General features: G+C 37.1%; 23 protein-coding genes and 1 pseudogene. 22 read left to right on the top strand and 2 right to left on the bottom strand.

Translation table 11 applies throughout. From position 1 onward, the window contains the following. The first annotated feature begins 14 nt into the window (after positions 1-14). Positions 15-752 (top strand): tRNA pseudouridine(38-40) synthase TruA, encoded by a 738-nt coding sequence (gene truA / locus CGC63_RS12150; RefSeq protein ID WP_003022548.1) that lies wholly within the window; start codon positions 15-17, stop codon positions 750-752. Positions 753-830: 78 nt separating this feature from the next. Here truA and CGC63_RS12145 read toward each other — a convergent pair whose 3' ends face one another. Then, entirely contained in the window at positions 831-1,703 is an 873-nt protein-coding gene (locus CGC63_RS12145; RefSeq protein WP_003022545.1) for a YitT family protein, read from the bottom strand. 216 nt (positions 1,704-1,919) lie between these two features. On the opposite strand from CGC63_RS12145, the gene CGC63_RS12140 reads away from it, so the two are divergent. The 3 genes from CGC63_RS12140 (at position 1,920) to CGC63_RS12130 (ending at position 4,417) form a co-directional block, all read left to right on the top strand. Then, complete coding sequence (locus CGC63_RS12140; RefSeq protein ID WP_003022543.1) at positions 1,920-2,801, top strand: Rpn family recombination-promoting nuclease/putative transposase; 882 nt, start codon at positions 1,920-1,922, stop codon at positions 2,799-2,801. Positions 2,802-3,399: 598 nt separating this feature from the next. Continuing rightward, complete coding sequence (locus CGC63_RS12135) at positions 3,400-3,663, top strand: hypothetical protein (RefSeq protein WP_003022541.1); 264 nt, start codon at positions 3,400-3,402, stop codon at positions 3,661-3,663. A gap of 16 nt (positions 3,664-3,679) precedes the next feature. Then, the gene (locus tag CGC63_RS12130; RefSeq protein WP_003022539.1) at positions 3,680-4,417 is read left to right on the top strand and encodes a nitroreductase family protein; all 738 of its coding nucleotides are present in this window, start codon (positions 3,680-3,682) and stop codon (positions 4,415-4,417) included. A 67-nt stretch (positions 4,418-4,484) separates the two neighbouring features. On the opposite strand, the gene CGC63_RS12125 is transcribed toward CGC63_RS12130, so the two are convergent. Further along, the gene (locus CGC63_RS12125) at positions 4,485-4,685 is read right to left on the bottom strand and encodes a cold-shock protein (protein WP_003022537.1); all 201 of its coding nucleotides are present in this window, start codon (positions 4,683-4,685) and stop codon (positions 4,485-4,487) included. Positions 4,686-4,924: 239 nt separating this feature from the next. Here CGC63_RS12125 and CGC63_RS12120 point away from each other — a divergent pair, with 239 nt between their 5' ends. From CGC63_RS12120 to CGC63_RS12040, 18 genes and pseudogenes are all read left to right on the top strand, one after another. Beyond that, positions 4,925-6,208 carry a dihydroorotase gene (locus CGC63_RS12120; protein WP_003022535.1) on the top strand — a complete coding sequence of 428 codons (1,284 nt, stop codon included), beginning with the start codon at positions 4,925-4,927 and terminating at the stop codon, positions 6,206-6,208. Between the two features lie 40 nt (positions 6,209-6,248). Beyond that, on the top strand, positions 6,249-7,178 hold the full coding sequence (pyrF, locus tag CGC63_RS12115; protein ID WP_003022533.1) for an orotidine-5'-phosphate decarboxylase: 930 nt from the start codon (positions 6,249-6,251) through the stop codon (positions 7,176-7,178). An 11-nt stretch (positions 7,179-7,189) separates the two neighbouring features. Then, positions 7,190-7,966: a dihydroorotate dehydrogenase electron transfer subunit gene (locus tag CGC63_RS12110; protein ID WP_003022531.1), complete on the top strand. Its 777-nt coding sequence runs from the start codon at positions 7,190-7,192 to the stop codon at positions 7,964-7,966. After that, a complete protein-coding gene (locus tag CGC63_RS12105) occupies positions 7,966-8,868 on the top strand; it encodes a dihydroorotate dehydrogenase (RefSeq protein ID WP_003022529.1) in 903 nt (300 codons plus the stop codon). Before CGC63_RS12110 ends, CGC63_RS12105 begins: the two co-directional genes overlap by 1 nt. A 67-nt stretch (positions 8,869-8,935) precedes the next feature. Beyond that, complete coding sequence (locus CGC63_RS12100; protein WP_003022527.1) at positions 8,936-9,535, top strand: HD domain-containing protein; 600 nt, start codon at positions 8,936-8,938, stop codon at positions 9,533-9,535. Between the two features lie 13 nt (positions 9,536-9,548). Further along, on the top strand, positions 9,549-9,830 hold the full coding sequence (locus CGC63_RS12095; RefSeq protein ID WP_040351200.1) for a hypothetical protein: 282 nt from the start codon (positions 9,549-9,551) through the stop codon (positions 9,828-9,830). After that, on the top strand, positions 9,827-10,114 hold the full coding sequence (locus CGC63_RS12090; RefSeq protein WP_003022523.1) for a hypothetical protein: 288 nt from the start codon (positions 9,827-9,829) through the stop codon (positions 10,112-10,114). The genes CGC63_RS12095 and CGC63_RS12090 overlap by 4 nt, the downstream gene beginning before the upstream one ends. Position 10,115: 1 nt before the next feature. Then, positions 10,116-10,418 (top strand): annotated as a pseudogene (locus CGC63_RS12085) (AAA family ATPase); the annotation flags it as partial. Between the two features lie 124 nt (positions 10,419-10,542). Then, positions 10,543-11,037, top strand: a complete 495-nt coding sequence (locus tag CGC63_RS12080) for a hypothetical protein (RefSeq protein ID WP_040351199.1) — start codon at positions 10,543-10,545, stop codon at positions 11,035-11,037. 29 nt (positions 11,038-11,066) lie between these two features. Next, entirely contained in the window at positions 11,067-11,297 is a 231-nt protein-coding gene (locus CGC63_RS12075) for a helix-turn-helix transcriptional regulator (protein WP_003022518.1), read from the top strand. Beyond that, on the top strand, positions 11,284-11,703 hold the full coding sequence (locus tag CGC63_RS12070; RefSeq protein WP_003022516.1) for a DUF2178 domain-containing protein: 420 nt from the start codon (positions 11,284-11,286) through the stop codon (positions 11,701-11,703). The genes CGC63_RS12075 and CGC63_RS12070 overlap by 14 nt, the downstream gene beginning before the upstream one ends. Before the next feature lie 69 nt (positions 11,704-11,772). Then, positions 11,773-12,162 (top strand): mannose-1-phosphate guanylyltransferase, encoded by a 390-nt coding sequence (locus CGC63_RS12065; protein WP_009246459.1) that lies wholly within the window; start codon positions 11,773-11,775, stop codon positions 12,160-12,162. A gap of 200 nt (positions 12,163-12,362) precedes the next feature. After that, the gene (pyrE, locus tag CGC63_RS12060; protein WP_003022512.1) at positions 12,363-13,040 is read left to right on the top strand and encodes an orotate phosphoribosyltransferase; all 678 of its coding nucleotides are present in this window, start codon (positions 12,363-12,365) and stop codon (positions 13,038-13,040) included. A gap of 22 nt (positions 13,041-13,062) precedes the next feature. Continuing rightward, entirely contained in the window at positions 13,063-13,215 is a 153-nt protein-coding gene (locus CGC63_RS15465) for a hypothetical protein (protein WP_003022510.1), read from the top strand. Between the two features lie 86 nt (positions 13,216-13,301). Then, positions 13,302-13,763 carry a VanZ family protein gene (locus tag CGC63_RS12055; protein ID WP_003022508.1) on the top strand — a complete coding sequence of 154 codons (462 nt, stop codon included), beginning with the start codon at positions 13,302-13,304 and terminating at the stop codon, positions 13,761-13,763. Further along, positions 13,763-14,083, top strand: coding sequence for a DUF6142 family protein (locus CGC63_RS12050; protein ID WP_003022506.1), 321 nt, complete (start codon positions 13,763-13,765; stop codon positions 14,081-14,083). Before CGC63_RS12055 ends, CGC63_RS12050 begins: the two co-directional genes overlap by 1 nt. Before the next feature lie 23 nt (positions 14,084-14,106). Continuing rightward, a complete protein-coding gene (locus CGC63_RS12045) occupies positions 14,107-14,697 on the top strand; it encodes an HD domain-containing protein (protein WP_003022504.1) in 591 nt (196 codons plus the stop codon). Beyond that, complete coding sequence (locus CGC63_RS12040; protein ID WP_003022502.1) at positions 14,690-16,738, top strand: aminopeptidase; 2,049 nt, start codon at positions 14,690-14,692, stop codon at positions 16,736-16,738. The genes CGC63_RS12045 and CGC63_RS12040 overlap by 8 nt, the downstream gene beginning before the upstream one ends. Positions 16,739-16,746: the final 8 nt, after the last annotated feature.

Raw genomic sequence — 16,746 nt, 5'->3', positions numbered from 1 at the left:
CAGAGGAGTATATTATGAAACGTGTAAAGCTGACAGTTGCTTATGATGGAACAAATTATTGCGGTTGGCAGGTGCAGCCCAATGGCATAACCGTTCAAGAGGTTTTAAATCAGTGTTTATCTGAGTTTACAGGAGAGAATATTGAAACTATTGGAGCCAGCAGGACAGATGCAGGGGTTCATGCTTTGGGAAATGTAGCGGTATTTGATACGGAAATGAGAATGCCGGGAGATAAATTTTCTTTTGCATTAAATCAAAGGCTGCCGGAGGATATTCGTATTCAGAAATCAGAGGAAGTGGACGCTGATTTTCATCCCCGCTATGTAAAAAGCCAAAAAACCTATGAATATCGGATTTTAAATTGCCGTTTTCCAATTCCAACAGAGAGGTTTTACTCTCATTTTACCTATATTCCATTAGATGTAGATAAGATGAAAGAGGCTGCATCTTATCTGATAGGAGAACATGATTTTAAGAGCTTTTGCGGTACAGGCGCACAGGTGAAAACCACGGTACGAACAGTAAAAGAAATCCAAATTGAGAAAAGCGGAGATAGAATTACAATTCGCATTACAGGAGAAGGTTTCTTATACAATATGGTTCGAATTATAGCCGGAACACTTATGGATATTGGCGGAGGACTGTACCCACCTGAGAAAATGAAGGAAATTCTGGAGGCAAAAGATAGAAAAAAGGCAGGACCAACAGCGCCTGCTAGGGGACTTACCTTGATGAAAATACAATATTTTTAAAATGAAAAGAGACTGTTACATGAAAGGATGACCAAGAGTATTCTTGATAGGACTTTCATGTAACAGCCTTTTTGTAAATTAGTGAGGTTTAAAGCCTTCTCCCAATACTTCATTGGACTCCATGATGATAATGAAGGCTTTTGGGTCAATTTCTTTTACTGCATTTCGGATGATATACATCTGTTTATTATTACAGGCACACATAACCACATCTTTGTTCTCACCGGAATAACTGCCTTCTGCTTTTAAGAAAGTAGCGCCCCTGGCAGTGACTTCATCGATTTTCTGTGCAACCTCTTTGGCATAATCTGTAACAATCAGCGTCATTTTTCCCGCATCAATGCCATACATTACCTTATCTACAACGGTTGATAAAAGAAAACTGATAATCATACCATAAATCAAGCTGTCGATATCTTTGGAAACAATGGCAGTTCCTAAAAGTACAATTAAAGCATCCATCACAAAGGCAATTTTTCCCAAAGTCAGATGAGGATTTAAAGCTTTCAAAGTCAACATAATAAAATCTGCACCTCCCGTAGAGGAGTCACGCATATAAATCAGTGCAAATCCAAGACCGGATAAAACACCGGTACAAATCGCTGCCAACATTCTGTCACCCTGATAGACAGGAAACAGCGGTGCGGCATAGTCCATGAGAAAGGATGTAATTATGATTGTTCGCAGGGAACGGAGAAAAAAATCACGTCCTAAAATACGAAAACAGCAAAGTGCAATGGGAATATTTAAGAGTAAAGCTACTTTACCAATTGGAAGTCCCCACAGATGGTAGAAGATTAAGGCTATTCCGTTAAGCCCCACAACAGGAAATTCTGATGCGGCGGCAAAGTTATATGTGGCAAGTGCAATCAATACACCGCCTAAAATATCGATAGAAATATCTATGCTCCATTTTTTTACATACCACATAGTTGGATAATTTTTTTTCATAATGATGCCCTCCTTTGGCTGAAAAGAAAAAGCGTGTACGAATTATACAAATATAATCCGCAAACGCTCTTTTCCACTACTAGTATACACAAAAAAAGTGAAAAAGGTCAAGTGGTTAAAAAAATTAGTACAGAAAAAGAGGTCAAGTCTGGAGAAAATATTATTTGTTTGCTATACTATGTTTTATAGAATTCCTCTGTAAAGTGGAGGAAAAATATGAATACATTATTAAAAAATCTTACAATCAAAAATAACTTTATGTTTGCAGCAGTGATGTCAGATGAGGAAAACTGTAAGGGATTTTTGGAACGTGCTCTTTCTATTAAAGTTGAGCATGTAGAAATCAGTACAGAGAAAAACATTGTTTACCATCCGGAGTATAAAGGAGTTCGTCTGGATGTTTATGCAAAAGATGAAAACAATACCCGCTATAATATAGAAATGCAGGTATTAAAACAACCGGCATTAGGACGCAGAAGCCGTTACTATCAAAGTCAGATGGATATGGAGCTTTTGGCAAAAGGATGTGAATATGCAGAATTGCCTGACAGTTATGTGATTTTTCTCTGCGACTTTGATCCTTTCGGAGAAGGAAAATATCGTTATACTTTTCGTACAATCTGTGAGGAAGCGGAGAAAGCTTCTCTAAAAGACGGGCGGTGTATTGTGTTTTTAAATACTTGCGGAAGAAATGAAGAAAATATACCACAGGAATTACTTTCTTTTCTGAAATTTGTGCATGCAGACTTAAAAGAAAGCCAGAAAGACTTTCAAGATGATTATGTAAGACAGGTACAGAAACCAGTTACAGATATTAAAGCAAGCAGGGAAATGGAGGAGAGATTTATGCTTTTGGAAGAGTTGCTAAAAGACGAACACAGGCAAGGCGTTCAGGAGGGCATTCAAAAAGGTATTCAAAAAGGTGAACTAAAAGCGACAAGAGAAATACTTGAAATGACGCTGGTAAAATTTGGACAATTACCAGACGATTTTTTAAAAACGTTACATGAACAGCAAGATACGGGGATAATCAAAAGTTGGATACAGACAGCATTAACAGTGCAGTCGTTGGATGAATTTATTTCTAAAATATGCTAATACAGTGAATAATAAGTAAACGCTACATTGACTTGTCTAATTAGCCATTTGCTGCGTTGCTGTCAATCAGCGTAGCCGCCACTATGTTTCATTCTTCCGTCTTGCATCTGGAGTAATTATTCCGCGTCAATATAGCAGAAATTTATTTTTCGCTATACTAGTCAAAAATCAAGTCAAAATACCTGCAAATCTTTGTGAGTTATTTATCACAGAAGATTTGCAGGGAAATCAAAAACATTTCAACGCCGTTTCAGGCAAAAATTCAAAAAAACAGAGGAATTCTATTTTAAATTTTATTGTTTAATATAAGAAGTATGAGAGAAAAAGAAAGATTATTGTAAAAGATTTAGAAGATGTGGTATAATGATTGCACAGAGTGCAAACCAAGCCGATATAATCGGCTTGCCGTCGCAAGGCGTCGGATTATACCGTCAAGCTACGGCTTGAAAAGTAAATACCCTAAAGGGTGCTTCCTTTTCTGCGCACGTAGTATAATGATTGCACAGAGTGCAAACCAAGCCGATATAATCGGCTTGCCGTCGCAAGGCGTCGGATTATACCATCAAGCCAATAAAATATTTTGTAAGGAGATTTTAACATGAGTCAGGAAAAAGTAGATAGATATAAAAAAGAGAAAGCAAATCGTGTCAAAATCCAAAAGAAGGAGAAAAGGGTTTTATTTTTAGAAAAGTGTGCGATTGCCGCTGTTTGTGTAGCAGCAGTAGGCTGGATTGGATATTCCGCATATAATCTGGCAATGAGACCGGATCCAAATGAAGAACAGGAAGTTGTTACAACAGAAATGGATGTTACAGCTTTAAATGATTATTTGGCAGGACTTTCCGCAGAAGAAGCAAAATAAATAAAAGGGTGAGTTTATGGAGAACCGTACAATACAAGAGCTTTTTTCAAGAAAATCCGTAAGAGTCTTTTCTGATGAAAAGATTACGGAAGAAGAAAAAAGATTAATTTTAGAAGCAGCAATACAAGCGCCCACGGCGGGAAATATGTCTCTGTTCAGTATTCTCGATATTCAGTCTCAGGAGATTAAGGATGTTCTTGCAAAGAGATGTGATAACCAGAATTTTATTGCAGAAGCGCCTGTGGTACTGGTGTTTCTGGCGGATTATCAGAGATGGTGTGACGTATTGGAAAGCTATGAAATGACAATTCCGCCAATGGGAGAAGGGGACTTATTTTTAGCAATGCAGGACTGTATCATTGCGGCACAGAATGCAGTTGTGGCATCAGAGTCTATGGGAATAGGTTCCTGCTATATCGGAGATATTCTGGAGAATTATGAGGATAATCAAAAGCTTCTGAATTTACCGAAATATGTGCTGCCTGTTTCTATGCTGGTTTTGGGAAGACCCACGAAACAGCAGAAAAACCGAACAAAGCCGGAACGTTTTAAAGTGGAAGATATCGTTTTTACAGATACTTATCCGGATAAAGATACAGAAGAAACAAGGGAAGTGTTTAAGCGAAAACTAAATGTAGGTGATGCGGAATTGAAGCAGCGTCTTGAGGGATACAGCAAAAGAAAATTTGAAGCTGAGTTTCGTATGGAAATGAACCGTTCATCTAAGGCAATGATAAAGAGCTGGAATAAGTAAAGAGTACAAAAATAGCACCGCATAGGCGGTGCTATTTTCTCATTAGAATATTCTAAATGCCGAAAAATTATAATTTTTCAACGTTAGCAGCCTGCATTCCGCGAGCGCCTTCTGTTAAATCATAACTTACAGCCTGACCTTCTTCTAAAGATTTGAAGCCTTCTCCATTGATTGCAGAGAAATGTACGAAAACGTCCTGTCCGTCTTCTCCTGTGATAAATCCGTATCCTTTTTCTGCGTTGAACCATTTAACAGTTCCCTTGTTCATAGTGTTACCTCCATAAAAATAAAAATGGCTGGATAAAAAATTAAATGGTCTTTAGAGATAATATTATGTATAAAAATGATAATACTCTCTCTAAAAACCATTTAATACTAATATCCAATATATCTTTGACATGATTAGTATATTCCTTCGATGTGTAAAAGTCAAGGGAAAAGTGTAATTGACGAAAGAAAATGTGTGTGTTACTATTTATATAATAATCAGAAAGGATATGAAAATCTATGAAAATACTGATTAAAAAAGGACGTATTTTAAACCCATCAGACCAGACCGATAAAATCGGCGATATTCTTGTTGAAGATGGTGTGATTAAGGAAATGAAAGAAGAGATAGAGTGTAAGGAAACACCTGAGAAAATTATTGATGCCAAAGGTTGTTACATAATGCCGGGACTGATTGATTTGCATGTACATTTGCGTGACCCGGGACTGACTTATAAAGAAGACGTTGTAACCGGTGCAAAGGCAGGGGCAAAAGGTGGATTTACTACAATTTTAGCAATGCCTAACACAAAACCGGTAATTGATTGCGCTGACAGAGTAAATTATGTACACAACAAAGCAAAAGAACTTGCTCCTATTCATGTTCTTCAGGTCGGAGCTGTAACAAAGCAGCAAAAAGGAGAAGAACTGGCAGATATTGAAGGGATGATAAAAGCCGGAATTCCGGCAATCAGCGAAGACGGAAAATCCGTAATGAATACCAGAATTTATAAAGAAGCAATGCAGATTGCAGCAGACCATAATATTCCGGTGTTTGCCCATTGTGAAGACCAGAATATGGTAAACGGCGGCTGCGTAAATGAAGATGAAAAATCAAAAGAGCTGGGACTTCCGGGTATCAGCAATGCAGTAGAAGATATTATTGTAGCAAGAGATATTATGCTTGCAAAAGAGACAGGTGCAAGTCTGCATTTATGTCATTGTTCTACAAAGGACAGTGTGCGTATGATTGAACTTGCCAAGGAAGAAAAGCTTCCTGTTACAGGTGAAGTCTGCCCACATCATTTTATTTTAACATCAGATGATGTGGTTGCAGGTGATGCTAATTATAAAATGAATCCGCCTCTGCGTACAAAAGAGGACAGAGATGCACTGGTAAAAGGATTAAAAGATGACATTTTTGACGTAATCAGCACAGACCATGCGCCACACAGCAGAGAAGAAAAACAGCGTTCCATGACAGAAGCGCCATTTGGTATAGTAGGCTTGGAAACGGCAGTGCCTCTTACTATGACAGAGCTGGTACACAAAGGAATTTTAACACCAATGCAGATGGCTGAAAAAATGAGCTATAATCCGGCAAAGATTATTCACTCAGACAGAGGTCGTCTGGAAGTGGGAAGTCCTGCGGATATTACGATTATTGATCCGGAAAAAGAATATGTAATTGACAGCAAAACTTTTGAGTCAAAAGGAAAAAATACACCGTTTAACGGAAGAAAAGTAAAAGGTATGGTAAAGGCTACGATTTGTGACGGTGAAATTGCGTATATAGAAGAGTAAAAGAAAAGAGTAAGAAAGAAGAACTATTGGAGGAGAAATCATGATTAACAAACTGACTGCGAAAATTCAGAAAACAAAAGCGCCGATTGTGGTGGGCTTAGATCCAATGTTAAATTACATTCCAAAACACATTCAGGAAAAGGCATTTAAAGAATTTGGGGAAACTTTAGAAGGAGCTGCGGAAGCAATCTGGCAGTTTAATAAAGAAATCGTAGATAAAACATACGATTTAATTCCGGCAGTAAAACCACAGATTGCTATGTATGAGCAGTTCGGAATTCCGGGAATTATGGCTTTTAAGAAAACAGTAGATTACTGTAAATCCAAAGACCTTGTAGTAATCGGAGATATTAAGCGTGGAGATATTGGTTCCACTTCTGCAGCTTATGCAACCGGTCATATTGGAAAAGTGCAGATTGGAGCAAATAAAATTGCGCCGTTTGACGAAGATTTTGTTACCTTAAATCCATACATGGGAGCAGACAGTATTACACCGTTTATTGATGTATGCAAAGAAGAAAAGAAAGGACTTTTCATTCTTGTTAAAACCTCCAATCCTTCCAGCGGAGATTTTCAGGACCAGATGGTGGGAGACAGACCTGTATATGAATTAGTAGGAGAGAAGGTTGCACAGTGGGGAGAAACCTGCATGGGTGACGATTATAGCTATGTTGGCGCTGTTGTTGGCGCTACTTATCCTGAAATGGGAAAAACACTCAGAAAAATTATGCCAAAGGCTTATATTCTTGTTCCGGGCTACGGCGCTCAGGGCGGACAGGGCAAGGATTTAGTTCATTTCTTCAATGAAGATGGTTTAGGCGCTATTGTAAATTCTTCTCGTGGAATTATTGCAGCTTATAAACAGGAAAAATATGCAAAATTTGGAGAGGAAAACTTTGCAGATGCGTCAAGAGCAGCAGCAGAGGATATGATTGCAGATATTGCAGGAGCATTGGAAGCTGCAAAATAAGGAGAAGAAACATGGCAAAATTAAAAATGACAAGTACCGTGGTAAGTCAGGAAATGATAGCAACAGATATTTACAGTCTGTGGCTTCGTGCGGAGGAAATTGCAGTACAGGCAAAGCCAGGACAATTCATTTCAGTGTATTGCAAGGACTCTGGAAAAATTCTTCCAAGACCAATCAGTATTTGTGAAATTGATAAGGAAAAAGGAATGCTTCGCATTGTGTATCGAATTGCAGGAGAAGGTACAAAGGAATTTTCTTCTCTTGTAAGCGGAGATACAATAGATATTTTAGGCCCATTGGGAAATGGATTTCCGATGGAAGAAGTCAAAGGGAAAAAAGTGTTTATGATGGGTGGAGGAATTGGTATTCCTCCAATGGTACAGACTGCAAAAGAAGCAGAAGCAGATGTAACAATTATTGCCGGTTATCGTAATAGTGAGATTTTCCTGCAGGAAGATTTAGAAAAAAATGGCCGTCTTGTAGTTGCTACAGAAGATGGAAGTGTAGGAACAAAAGGAAATGTTATGGATGCTATTCGTGAGAATAATCTTACTGCTGATGTGATTTTTGCCTGTGGTCCAACACCAATGCTGCGTGCAATCAAGAATTATGCTGAGGAAAATAATATCCTTTGCTACATTTCTATGGAAGAAAGAATGGCATGCGGAGTGGGTGCATGTCTGGCGTGTGTATGTAAATCAAAAGAAGTAGACCATCATTCTCATGTACATAATAAGCGAATTTGCAAGGACGGACCGGTCTTTTTAAGTACGGAGGTGGAACTGTAATGAATACAAAAGTAAAGATTGCCGGGATTGAATTGAAAAATCCGGTTATGACAGCCTCAGGTACTTTTGGCTCAGGAGCAGAGTACAGCGAGTTTGTGGACTTAAATGAATTAGGCGCAGTAGTGACAAAAGGTGTTGCCAATGTAGCTTGGCCGGGAAATCCCACACCCAGAATTGCAGAAATTCACAGCGGTATGATGAATGCCATCGGGCTTCAAAATCCGGGAATGGAAGTGTTCTGTGAAAGAGATTTACCTTATCTTCAGCAGTTTGATACAAAAGTAATTGTAAATGTATGCGGACACGCACCGGAAGAATATCTGGCAGTAGTAGAACGTTTGGCGGATGAGCCGGCAGATATGCTGGAAATCAATATTTCCTGCCCAAATGTAAATGCGAATTTCCTTGCGTTTGGACAAGACCCAAAGCATGTGGAGGAGCTTACTGCACAGATTAAAAAAATTGCAAAACAGCCGGTAATTATGAAATTGACACCGAATGTTACCGATATAGCAGAAATTGCAAGAGCAGCAGAAGCAGGTGGAGCAGATGCAGTTTCACTTATCAATACACTGACGGGTATGAAAATTGATATTAACAGAAGAACTTTTGCACTTGCTAATAAGACAGGCGGTGTTTCCGGTCCATGTGTAAAACCAATCGCAGTACGTATGGTTTATCAGGTTGCACAGGCTGTCAACATTCCGATTATCGGAATGGGCGGTATCCAGAATGCAGAGGATGCTCTGGAATTTATTATGGCAGGCGCTACGGCAGTATCAATCGGAACTGCAAACTTTACCAATCCTTATGCAACGATAGAAACAATCAGAGGCATTGAGGCTTATATGGAAAGAAATAAAATTGAAGATATCCGAGAGTTAATCGGAGTTGTAAAATAAAGATGAGGGAGGCTGTAACCTGTGAATACACAGGCAGCCTCCTATTGCTATAAAAAGGGGTGGTGAAATGCTTCCAAACAGAGAACTTGCAATACAGGAATTAAAAATTGCAGGAGAGAAAAATCCGGGGCTTTGGACAGCACATTCTTATCATGTGGCAGAGGTAGTAGAATTGATTGCAGAAGCCTGTGGAAATTTAGATACAGAAAAGGCTTTTGTATGTGGACTGCTTCATGATATCGGAAGACGAACGGGAATTGCACAGTTGAGACATACCATTGACGGCTATGATTATGCTATTTCCAAGGGATGGGATGAGGTGGCAAGAGTATGTCTGACACATTCCTTTCCGGTAAAAGATATCGAAGCGGATATTGGAAAGAAAGATATACGCCCGGAGCAATATGAATTTATAAAAAATTATCTGGAACAGATGGAGTATGATGATTATGATAAACTGATTATTTTATGTGATGCTTTGGCAGATGCAAAGGGTTTTTGTATTTTAGAGAAGAGATTTGTTGACACAGCAAGGCGATATGGATTTTATCCTTTTTCTCTGGATAGGTGGAATAATACCTACAAATTTAAGGAATATTTTGAAGAATGTATGGGTAAATCCATTTATACTGTGCTGCCGGAGATTGAGAAATGTATTTATATGTAAAGGAGAAAAGCGTATGTGGATAATTTTAGGAATTAGTGCCGTAATTACAGCACTACTTAATTTGATTTTTTTATTCATGGGAAAATCAGTACGTTGGTTAGGATTTTTAAGCTTTTCGCTTACAGCATTGACTGTGTGTGCAATTTATCAGTTAGCAGCAGGTTCAGTGATACAGGAGGATTGGAGTGCATTAGCGGATACAGCACCTACTATGGAAAAATTTACATGGATATTTACAGTATTATCTATGGTAATCAATGGAATTTCATTATGGAAATCAGGTGTTAAAAAGTGAGAGATTTTATAGATTTTGTTAAAGATATAGTAACCATACTAGTCGGCGGTATAATTGAGAACCGGGCAGAAATAAAAGTCAGTGAAAAAAGAAGGGAGTTCTTTAAACATAAGGGTAATAAAATATCGGCGCTTTTCTTTTACGGTTCAGTGATAGCAGCTGTGGTACTGGCAATATTTGGAATTATTGAACTTGTAAAAGGAAAAGCATTGGGAGTTATATTACTTGTTGGCGGAATTGGTTTAGGTTTATTTTTAATAGTGGAATGGGGTGCAGCAGAATAAAATGGTTGTTTTAATTACAGGGGCGTCTCATACGGGTAAAACTTTATTGGCACAAAAGTTGTTGGAAAAATATAAGTATTCGGTTCTTTCGATTGACTTGTTAAAAATGGGATTAATTCGGAGTAAAAATACAGATTTGACACCGAAAGATGACGAAGAATTGGGATTTTATCTATGGAAAATTGTTAAGGAAATTGTAAAAACAGCAGTAGAAAATAAACAAAATTTGATTGTAGAGGGCTGTTACATTCCATTTACATGGAAACAGGATTTTACAGAAGAATATTTAAAAGATATTCTGTATCAAGTATGGAAAAATAGGAAGTTATTATAAGAAAAATGGGAAAATAAATAGGAAATCCTTCTAAAATTTGATATAATAAAATTAGAAAAGGAGTTTTTTGCAGCAGGTGAAAGGAGGAAAACAGATGCGTAAAAGAAAAAACAGACAAAAAATATTTTGTATAGGTTTCGCATTTTGCCTATGGATTTCCGGTTTTACAATGGTATCAGCAGATAATGCTTCCGGGATGGATAAGAGCTATATAAAAAACTTTACATGCACAAACAATATTGGAAATACAAAAATAGAGCTAAATGTTTCGGCGGATGTCTGGTCTGATGGACCTTATGCACAAATTAACAAAATTATAGGAAATGACTTAAATGTAACATCAGATATTCCTTACATAGAATTTGAAGATTATAATATAGATGTCTGGAGTGCCGAGGGTACTTATCCAACTACAAGACTTTTTTATACTTATAACGGGACATTAAAGGTCAAAGTGACAGATGCTACACCAACAGTTGTAATAGAAGAATTAGAGAAAGAAGGTTTTTGCGGTGGTGAACCTGTTTCTGGCATTACGGAGTATATAAAGAATATTGATGAATGTGGAGAAATCCAGTTATATCAGTAAGGAAAGTTTGAATATATGAAAACTTCAAAATGAAAACAAAAGTGAAAGAGTTGCGTACAGAAGGCAAAATGACACAACAACAGTTGGCAGATTTGGTTCATGTATCATCAAGGACTATCATTTCTATTGAGAAAGGACAATATAATCCTTCATTAATGCTTGCATATCGTATGGCAATGGTTTTTGGAGTAAGTGTAGAAGAATTGTGTTGCTTAAAAGAAAACAAAGAATTGGAGGATAAGGAATATGAAGATTTATAATAAAAAGACATTTATGTCCGGAGTATTCCTGATAGTTTTAGGTGTGCCGACTTTAATTATAAATATATTAGAAAAAGACGTAGATGTAAATATCGTTATTTTAGCTGTAACGTTATCTGCATTTGGGTTCAGCTCTGTGATACGAAGTATATCATGTAAAAAGACAAAAGAAGATAAATTGGACGAGTTAGATGAAAGAAACTGTCTGATTAAATTGAAAGTTCAAAGTAAATCGTTTCAGATAACGCAGATAGTATCTTTTGTACTTATGTTTTTTTTATTAGTGATGGGGAAAGTATCAGGCAATAAAGAGTTTATTATTATGGGAGTAGGTATAGCATTTGCACTGTGTGTTTTAATGTTTTCAGAACTTTGTACATCTATGTATTATGAACTTAAAAATTAGCGAGTTCTATTTGCAGAAAACATGTATAATTTAACACAAAAGCTAGAATTGTATTCGGAGGGATTGCAAGTGATTTATGATTTGATGTATATAGAATTAAAAACAGGATATTCTGATGACGGACCGGCGTGGATTGGATATGTGAAGACTTCACAAAGTAAAAAGACAATTTATTTTAACGACCATGCTTTTCAGAAATATATAGGGAATTATTCTAATTATATAGACGTTGAGACTGGCGACGAATATTGGATTTCTGGTTTGAAAAGGAGAGAGAGTAATAGGCACTGGGCAGGACATGGTAAAATTATGATTGACCAAAGAGCTGTGAAGGAGTATCTTTCGCTAATTGGAGAGAAAGAATTATCATTAAATTGGTTTGAGGTGGTGGAGATAGAAGATAAATTTCCTATTGAGAGAATAAGAAAATTATTAAACAAAAAGGATAGTGATAAATAAGAAGAAAGAATTTATGCAATATCTATTGATAATTATTGTAGGTATTTTTAAGCCTGTTCTTTGATTGAAATAACAGGAAATATGTGATAGAATTGAGAAGATTTAAAAGCTCTTTTTTATGGTGTAAAAATGGTGTACTAAGGGATAAAAATAGAAAATAAGGGCGAGAAAAGCCTATAAATACGGAGGTTTTAGAAGATATGGAAACATATAAACAGGAATTTATTGATTTTATGGTGGAAAGTGATGTTTTAAAATTCGGAGAATTTACCTTGAAAAGCGGTAGAAAATCTCCTTTCTTTATGAATGCAGGAGCTTATGTAACAGGTTCTCAGTTAAAAAGATTAGGCGAATACTACGCAAAAGCTATTCATGACAAATACGGGGATGATTTTGACGTATTATTTGGACCGGCTTACAAGGGAATTCCAATCAGCGTTGTAACAGCTATTGCTTACAGTGAATTATATGGAAAAGAAGTACGCTACTGCTCGGACCGTAAGGAAGAAAAAGACCATGGCGCAGATAAGGGAAGCTTTTTGGGAAGTAAGCTGCAGGATGGAGACAGAGTAGTGATGATTGAAGACGTAACAACTTCCGGAAAATCTATGGAAGAAACTGTTCCAAAGGTAAGAGGAGCAGCAAATGTGGAAATCGTAGGTCTGATGGTTTCTTTAAACCGTATGGAAAAAGGAAAAGGCGACAAAAGCGCTCTTGATGAAATCAAAGAAACTTACGGATTTGAAACAAATGCTATTGTAACAATGGAAGAGGTAGTAGAGCATTTATACAACAGAGAATGTAATGGCAGGGTTGTAATTGATGACAAGACAAAAGAAGCCATTGACGCATACTACCAAATCTACGGAGTAAAATAATCAGAAAAGGAAGTGTTCCTAAATGAATGAAAAGGTTTATAAAACCATGACACGATGCGGTGCGGGGAGCATTGCAGTAGGAATAATTGTGCTGGTTACAGGCATTACCACAGGGATTTTAATGCTGGTAAGCGGAGCAAGATTATTAAAAAGAAAGTCAGAAATTACATTTTAATGTGTAGGACAAAAGAGGGCGGGGGAATGGGTTCTCCCGTCTTTATGTTATTTTAGAAAAATAAGGGGTTAAAATTGAATAAAAATGTGAAGAAAAAAATAAAAACATTCAGTACCATTTTATTTGTGCTGTATCTTTTTTTGCTGATTTATCTTCTTTTCTTTGCAGAGCGATTTGGTATACAGAGCTTTGAGGAAAGAGAATATCATTATAATCTGGTATTTCTTCAGGAAATCAAACGATTTTGGACGTATAGGGAACAGTTGGGTGTGTGGCCGGTTGTATTGAACTTGTTGGGGAATGTTGTGGGATTTATTCCGTTTGGATTTATTCTTCCCATTATCCATAGAGATACAAGAAATTTTTTCTTTATCACATTTTCAGGTTTTGCACTGAGTCTTTGTGTGGAAACCATACAGTTAGTTACAAAGCTGGGATGCTTTGATGTAGATGATTTGATTATGAATACACTAGGTGCGGCATTGGGATACATATTTTTTGCCGTTAGCTATTTCATATATAAAAGAACAAAAAGGAGAAACAAGTAATGGCAAAGAAGAAAAATAAATATTCTTTTGCAAAAAAGAAACATTCAGGACAGGGAATTGCTTCAACGGTTTTTGCAGGAATTTCTCTGGGGATTTTTTGTGCCGCCGCATTATGTGCTTTGATTTTTCATGGAAAAGGCGGTATGTATCTGGGGGCATTGGGACTGATTGCCATTGGTCTTTCCGCTTATGGATTTGTTGTGGGATTAAAAAGCTTTTCTGAGAAAAACAGAGACCAGCTTTTTTGTAAAATCGGAGCAGTAGGAAACGGGGTGCTTATGGTTATCTGGCTGGCACTTTTCTTAGTTGGAATTTCTTAATAACAGAAAGGCAGGATAAAGATATGGAAGAACGTTTGAAAAAACAGATGGAATTTTTATTGGAAGTGGATAAGGAAAAATTTATTGGCCGGCAGACTTATTTATCAGACGGAATTCGAAAGGAAAATGACGCAGAACACGCATGGCATTTAGCTTTGACAGCAGCGCTTTTGGCAGAATATTCTGAGGAAAAGATTGATTTGGCAAAAACCATGCTTATGGTGCTGGTTCATGATTTAGTAGAAATCGATGCTGGTGATACTTATGCCTATGATGCAGTTGGAAATCAGACAAAGAGGGAAAGAGAATTAAAGGCAGCAGACAGAATTTTTAATATCTTACCGGAAGATCAGGCAAAAATGTTAAGGTTACTGTGGGACGAATTTGAAGAGCAGCAGACACCGGAGGCAAAATTCGCTCATGTTTGTGATAATATTCAGCCTTTAATGTTAAATCACGCCACTGGCGGAAAATCATGGAGAGAGCGTGGAATAAAGAAATCACAGGTACTAAAAAGAAATGAACGCACAGGGGAAGGGTCAAAAACCATGGAGTCTTATGTGCATGAAATTATAGATTTAAATGTAGAAAAGGGGAATTTAAAAGATGAATGATGTGTTTTTTGAAGAACGCTATGCTTTAATGAGGGGAAGAATTCAGGAAATTCAAAAAGAAGAGGTAGTAAAAGAACCTTATGGTGAATATTTCAGAAAAACAGCAGATTTTATTCTGATGGTGGATAACTTGTATGAAAAGATACAAAAAGGCTGGTTAGACAGCGCCTCACAAAAAGAATTGGAAGAAAATAATCATGCTCTGTATAAGGATATCTTGCCGGAAAATTATGGTGCTTCCTATGGAAATCCTGCTTATGCACAAAAAATGCTGGGAGAAGAGTTTGGTGTATTATTAAGTTTTCTGTATGCAGAAATTCGTGGAATGGTTGTTTTTGTTTATGAGAAACGCCTTTTTGATATGACCGTTGTTTTGGAGCTTTTTGTGCAGATTTATAATCTCTTTGAGGAAGAAGAAATATCTGCAAAGGATGTAAAAGATGCTATTTATTGGTATATCAGTGATTACAGTGACGAAATGGTAGGATACAGAGTCAGAGAAGGAATTGACCCGTCTTTGGATTTTGCTGCAAAAATTATCTGTGACAGCGATTTGACAGACCTTCGTTATTTATATAAATTCGGGGAATATATTACAGAAAATGAAATCGGTATGGCGAATTTCCTAAATACTCTGCCGGAGGAAAAAATTCAGGCAATGGCAAGAACCTTTACAGAAGGATACAGAGAAGGTTTTGTCTTAGGAGGAAAGGATATTACAAAGAAAAAGACTGTAAATATTCGCTTTCAGCTGGGGTTTGAGCGGATTGTAAAAGAAGAAATCAGACAGTTTGCGGAAATGGGTTTACAGCCTGTTATTTACCGAAGCGCTGTTCACTCTGTAAATAAAAAACAGCATCATAGAATTGGATATTATGGGGCAATTCCAAATCAGCAGTTTGAATATGACCATAAGGATGATGCTGCACTGTATTTAGACCATGAATTTATTCAGAGAAAGCTGAGAGTTTTACAGGTGGCTTATGAGCAGGTGAAGGAGCTGGCGGCTGTTCACGGAGGTCCGGCATGTATGGAAACCTTTGGCGAAAACCCTTTTGTACCGAAAAAAACAAAGGAAGCCTGCACTTTAACATCACATCAGCAAAAGCTTCAGGTATCTTATGACAATGAGTCCGGTCAGATTGTAAACCGCTATATTAAGGGAGAAGAGAGAAGCTTTACTATTATTGCATATCCGGTAAAAGAAATCGGAGAAAAATTTGAGGAGATTTTTGAAGAAACTGTAAAATTAAATACACTGGATAATGAATTATACAGAAAAATTCAGCAGAGTATCATTGACGCATTAGACAGAGGAATTTGTGTGCATATTCTGGGAAAGGGAGAGAATGAAACAGATTTAACAGTTTCTCTTCATACACTGGAAAATCCGGAAAAGCAGACTAATTTTGAAAACTGTGTAGCAGATGTAAATATTCCGGTGGGTGAAGTCTTTACATCACCGATGCTCAAGGGTACAAACGGAACTTTGGCAGTATCCAGAGTATTTTTAAATGGTTTGGAATACAGAGGGCTGAAGCTTCTTTTTAAGGACGGAAGGATTGCAGAATATACTTGTAAAAACTTTGAAACAGAAGAAGAGAATAAAAGCTTTTTAAAAGAAAATCTTCTTCACCATCATGAAACACTTCCTCTTGGAGAATTTGCAATCGGAACAAATACGACTGCTTATGTAATGGCACAGAAATATAATATTGCACACTTACTTCCGATTTTGATTGCAGAAAAAATGGGACCACACTTTGCGGTGGGAGATACCTGTTATAGTTGGTCAGAGGATACAGCTGTGTATAATCCTGATGGAAAAGAAATTATTGCAAGAGATAATGAAGTTTCCATTTTGAGAAAAGAAGATATCAGTAAGGCGTATCTGGGTTGCCATACGGATATTACCATTCCTTATGATGAATTAGATAAAATCTGGGTGGAAATAGAAAATGGCGAAAACATTGAAATTATCCGTGACGGAAAATTTGTGTTAGAGGGTACAGAAAAATTAAATGAACCTTTCTGCGGATAATATAAAGA

The organism is Blautia hansenii DSM 20583 (assembly GCF_002222595.2).
Lineage (GTDB): Bacteria > Bacillota > Clostridia > Lachnospirales > Lachnospiraceae > Blautia > Blautia hansenii.
This window is presented reverse-complemented; position numbering and strand designations above follow the sequence as displayed.